Below are 4,774 nucleotides of genomic sequence, written 5' to 3'. Positions count from 1 at the left end.
GTGCTGCAGCAGCTTGGCCAGCCGCGCCTCGTCCACCTTGCCCGCACCGCCGAGCGCGCCGTCGCGGTCCATCTCGCCGAGCCCCTTCGACTTGATGAAATCGTTCAGCGGCGCGTTGGCGGGGCCGGTGTCGAAGGCAACGACATTGTCGGCGCCATCCCACCAGGTGATGTTGGCGACGCCGCCGAGATTGAGTACGGCCACCTCGCCATTGGCGCCGGCGCCGCGCATCAACGCCGTGTGATAGACCGCGGCCAGCGGCGCGCCTTGCCCCCCGGCGCGCATGTCGGCCGAGCGGAAATCGTAAGCGACCTTGGTACCCAATATGGCATGCATCAGCTCACCATCGCCGAGTTGCCTTGTCTGGCCCAGCCGTCCAACCTGCGGCGCGCGATGCAGAACGGTCTGGCCGTGAAAACCGACGACGCCGATATCGGCCATCGTCATGCCATAGCCTTCGACCAATTCCTTGACGGCTGCTGACTGGGCACGCGTCAGGGCTTCCTCCGCGGTGCGGAAGATCGCCGGCTCCGGCCCGTCAAAGTTCCACGCCCGCGCCTCCGTCAGCGTCTCTTCCAGCAGGGAGCGGATCGACGGAGGATAGGGCATCAGCCGGTAGGTGCCGAAATCCTCGATACGTTCGCCGTCGGTCTTGATCAGCGCGACGTCGATGTTGCCGTCCAGCACCGTGCCGGTCATCAGGCCGACGGCCCAGATTGGTTCCATAATCGTTTCCTTGTTGAGCATAATCTTTCCGAAACCGTTTCCCACTTTTCGGGACCATGCTCCAGTCCCCATTGATGAGATCGCCGACAGCTCTACGAAGCCTAACGATTCTACGGTCAAAATGTTGGTCGGATGAATCCGGTTGGCGGGTAAGGTCCAAGACTTGCCCTTTCGAAATGGCGGTCTCGGTGCTGAAAGCCGAGCGGCTTTCGTAGCGCCACAGGCGATGTTGGACCGCGCAACGTCGGTTCTGCAGCCCGTCTGGTTCAACAGCCACCGAGATGCCACATCTTGCCTGTCAGCCCCGAAGGCGCGACCTTGTCTGATCTGGCGAACGCTTCCGCCGAAATCCGCAAGGGAGAGAAAATCATGACCTCATCCGATGTGGCCGTTATTGCAGGCGCGGGCGCTGGTCTGAGCGCCTCGCTTGCGCGCCTTCTCACCCGCGAAGGCTTTCGCGTGGTTCTGGCCGCCCGCAACGTCGAGAAGCTCAGCGCTCTGATCGACGAAACCGGTGCTCTGGCCGTTGAGACGGATGTCGCCGACGCTGCGTCCGTCGCCAGGCTGTTCGACACCGCCGACAAGGCCGGCACGCTGGCGCTCGTGGTGTTCAACGCCAGCGCACGCACCCGCGGCCCGATCGCCGAGCTCGATGCGGAAGCGGTCAAACAGGCATTGCTGGTCGGCGCCTATGGCGGCTTCCTGGTCGGCCAGCAGGCGGCGCGCCGGCTGCTTGTCCGGGGATCCGGTTCGATCCTGTTCACCGGCGCCACCGCCAGTGTGAAGGGCTTTCCCGGCTCGGCCGGCTTTGCCATGCCGAAATTCGGCCTGCGCGGCCTGGCGCAGTCCATGGCCCGCGAACTCGCCCCGCAGAACATCCACGTCGTCCATTTCATTATCGACGGCCAGATCGCGCCGCCCGGACAGGCAGTGGATCCCGACCTACAGGACCGCCGCCTGTCGCCGGATGCCATCGCCGAGGCCTATCTCACAACCCATCGCCAGCATCGCAGCGCCTGGAGCTCGGAGCTTGAGTTACGGCCATGGGTCGAGACGTTTTGACAATCCAGACGATCGCCCGGCGGGAAGCAACGCGATCCTTCCGCTTTTCCTAATATATTAGGCAATGCTGATATTTTGTGGCGCTAAGCTGCTTATCCAATACATAAAAAGGCTCAGTGTAATATATACGTTTGTTTAACGCGGGTTGTGCATGTTGCAGCTTTCCCGGGTTAATTGAGAACGCGCATGTCGGTTACACGTCGTACACTGCTTGCGGCCGGGAGCGGAGGGTTGCTGATTTCACAAGCCCGCGCAGCCAGCACTCCGGGACAGCAGGCGCCTCAACCTATCGCGAGCGGCGATGCATTGCGCATCGCAATGCCGGCCTTCGCTTCCAATCCGTTCTTTCCGGCCGACGGATCGGGGGACGATGGCATAGACATGGAGTTGGCCCACGGCATCGCCGCGGCGCTTGGCGTCGAGCCGGTGTTCGACCGATCCGCCGCAACGTTCGACGATATTGTCAAACAGGTCAGTTCCGGACAGGCCGACATGGCGATTGGCAAGCTCAGCCGGACGCTTCAGCGCGGCCGGTCGATCATATATTCCCGCCCCTACGCCATGCTGCGACAAGGGCTGATCGCCAACCGCCTCAACCTGGCGCGTATCGCGCAAGGCAAACCGGCCGAACAGATCGTCCGTGATTTCTCAGGCGATCTTGGCGTGATCGAGGGCTCTTCATTCGCCACCTATGCGGCCACGACCTTCCCGCATGCGCAAATCCACCGCCTGGCAAGCTGGGACCTGATCATCGATGCGATCCGAAACGGGACGATCGACATGGCCTATCGCGATGATTTCGAGATCAAGAAGCTGATGGTCGACGATCCGTCGATGACGGTCGTCGCGCGCTCGATCACGCTGACCGACAAGGTCGATACGATCGCAGTCGGCGTGCGGCCCGACAATCCGCACCTCGCGGCCTTTGTCGATCTCTATCTCGATCTCGCGCGGGGCCAGCAGATTCTCAACACGGATGAGATCATCGCCCGCTATCGCCTGGGGAGCAAAGCCTGACATGGCCATCTCCGAGGTAGCCGGACCCCTGCCTTTCGACTGGCGCCTCGCGGCAAGGCGTATCCTGCGATCTCCGGTGACGACGATTGCGATGATTGCTGCAGGGATACTGTGCGGCCTCTACTATCCAGACTTTGCCCATGCGATCAGCCCTGTCGCACAGCTCTACCTGAATTTCCTCAAGATGGTCGTCCTGCCCTATTTGGTGTCGTCGGTCATCTTCTCCATCACGGCAATGGTCCAGGATCCCAAATCGGTCCGCTACCTCGGCAAGGTGGGTATGGCCGTTCTGGTCGTGTCGTTCCTGAGCGTGCTGGTGAGCGGCACCTTGTCGTTGATCCTGCAGCCGGGCCAGATCGAGAATCCGCAGTCGCGCATCGAGCTTGGCGAGTTCATCAATTCGCAAGGCAGCGTGTCCACCGATCTCGCCTTCCCGTTCCAGCCGCCGCCCTCCAATGGGGATCCCAATGGCGGGCACTCGATCCTGCTCGACCTGGTGCCGAACAACGTCTTCAACGCGCTGGCCTCGGGCCAGACCATCCAGGTTTTGCTGTTCTGCCTGCTTTTCGGGCTCGCGATGGGGAAGATTCCCCAGCCCACGTCCATGAGCCTGACCCAGGCGCTCAACGCGGTCTACCGGGCCTGCACGGTGCTCACCAACTGGTTCATCTGGGGGTTGCCCTTTGCAACTTTCATCCTGATCGCGGACCAGACCGCGTCGACCGGAACCAAGCCGCTCACGCTGATGGGCGGTTACCTGCTGGTTATGGGTCTTTCCTGCCTCATATTCGTTGCCGGGGCCTTTGCCATTATCGCCATCCGGTCGCGACGAAGCTACTGGACCACGATCAAGACCTGCCAGCCGCTTCTCATGGTGGCCATCACCACACGCTCTACGGTCGCTTCGCTGCCATGGGTCATCAACCTGTTGAGCGAGCGCCTGCGGTTCAGCCTGGTGGTGGTCGAACTGCTCGTGCCGCTGCAGGCGGCATTGCTGCGTACAGGCCCGGCGCTGCTCTACACTTCGGGTGCGCTGTTCATCGCCCAGCTTTACGGCCACCAGCTTGCAGTCTCGGACCTCGTGCTCGTCGGCATCATCTCAGCGCTTCTCGCGCTCACCACCGGCGGTATGGGCAGCCTGCTCATCCTGTCCCAGATGTCCATCGTCTGCGGCTACCTGAAGCTTCCCTTCGAGGCGGCGTTCGTCCTGTTCGTCGCGGTGGATGCAGCCGTCGACACGTTCATGACGCTGGCCAGCGTTTGCACCGTCGCGGCGAGCACGGCAATAATCGCTCCCAGCCACAGGGAGACGGCGCAGCCTGACGCCGCCTCGGACCAGCTCGAAGCCGAGCCTGTCAGATGATCGACGACAGCATCCGTCCCCAGCTCGGCATTATCGGCGGTCTTGGGCCGCTTGCTTCGGCTGATTTCTACTTCAAGCTGACCCGGATGACCCAGGCGCTCAGAGACAACGAACATGTGCCTGCCGTGATCCTCAGTGTCCCGCAGCTGCCCGACAGGACCGAAGCGATCCTTGCCGGCCATGACGGGCCGCTGGCGCCTTTGAAAGCCGCGGTCGCGACGCTCAATGCGCTCGGCGTCGCCCGCATCGCGATGCCGTGCAACACCGCCCACCATTGGTACGGCCAACTGGCGGCGAATTCGCGCGCGGAAATCATCCATATCGGAGATGCTGTGGTGACGCAGACGCGTCGCAGCCTGGGCCGGGGCCGGGTTGCTGTTCTCGCCACTCAAGGCACGCTGGTCTCCGGCTTCTATCAGGACAGGATGTCGGCAGCGGGATTTGAGCTCTGCCTTCCCGCGAACACCGAGTTTCAGGCCTGCGTCGACAGCGCGATCAGCCTCGTCAAGGCGGGTTCGATCGCGGATGCGGCGGTTGAAACGGAGCGCGCGCTCGACATCGCGCAAGCGGCCGGCGCCGATGCAGCCCTGCTCGGATGCACCGAAC

5 protein-coding genes are annotated in these 4,774 nt (G+C 62.6%); 4 read left to right on the top strand and 1 reads right to left on the bottom strand.

From position 1 onward, the window contains the following. Nucleotides 1-726: anhydro-N-acetylmuramic acid kinase (locus tag EOC06_RS32800; RefSeq protein ID WP_164898872.1), on the bottom strand; the 726-nt coding region annotated here is incomplete at its 3' end. 369 nt (nt 727-1,095) lie between these two features. Between EOC06_RS32800 and EOC06_RS32795 the strand changes: the two genes are divergently transcribed. The 4 genes from EOC06_RS32795 to EOC06_RS32780 form a co-directional block, all read left to right on the top strand. After that, complete coding sequence (locus EOC06_RS32795; RefSeq protein ID WP_128309745.1) at nt 1,096-1,788, top strand: SDR family NAD(P)-dependent oxidoreductase; 693 nt, start codon at nt 1,096-1,098, stop codon at nt 1,786-1,788. Between the two features lie 306 nt (nt 1,789-2,094). After that, nucleotides 2,095-2,805 (top strand): ABC transporter substrate-binding protein, encoded by a 711-nt coding sequence (locus EOC06_RS32790; RefSeq protein ID WP_245470288.1) that lies wholly within the window; start codon nt 2,095-2,097, stop codon nt 2,803-2,805. A gap of 1 nt (nt 2,806) precedes the next feature. Next, on the top strand, nt 2,807-4,168 hold the full coding sequence (locus EOC06_RS32785; protein ID WP_128309743.1) for a dicarboxylate/amino acid:cation symporter: 1,362 nt from the start codon (nt 2,807-2,809) through the stop codon (nt 4,166-4,168). Continuing rightward, nucleotides 4,165-4,774: aspartate/glutamate racemase family protein (locus EOC06_RS32780; RefSeq protein WP_164898870.1), on the top strand; the 610-nt coding region annotated here is incomplete at its 3' end. The genes EOC06_RS32785 and EOC06_RS32780, both read left to right, overlap by 4 nt.

The sequence above is a fragment of the Mesorhizobium sp. M7A.F.Ca.MR.362.00.0.0 genome, assembly GCF_004023175.1.
In the GTDB taxonomy this organism is placed as follows: domain Bacteria; phylum Pseudomonadota; class Alphaproteobacteria; order Rhizobiales; family Rhizobiaceae; genus Mesorhizobium.
The sequence above is the reverse complement of the archived record's forward strand: the minus strand, read 5'-3'. Positions and strand labels throughout refer to the sequence as shown.

Coding starts and splice junctions, on each gene's coding strand:
- EOC06_RS32795 (WP_128309745.1), top strand. CDS start 1,096: ATGACCTCATCCGATGTGGCCGTTATTGCAGGCGCGGGCGCTGGTCTG.
- EOC06_RS32785 (WP_128309743.1), top strand. CDS start 2,807: ATGGCCATCTCCGAGGTAGCCGGACCCCTGCCTTTCGACTGGCGCCTC.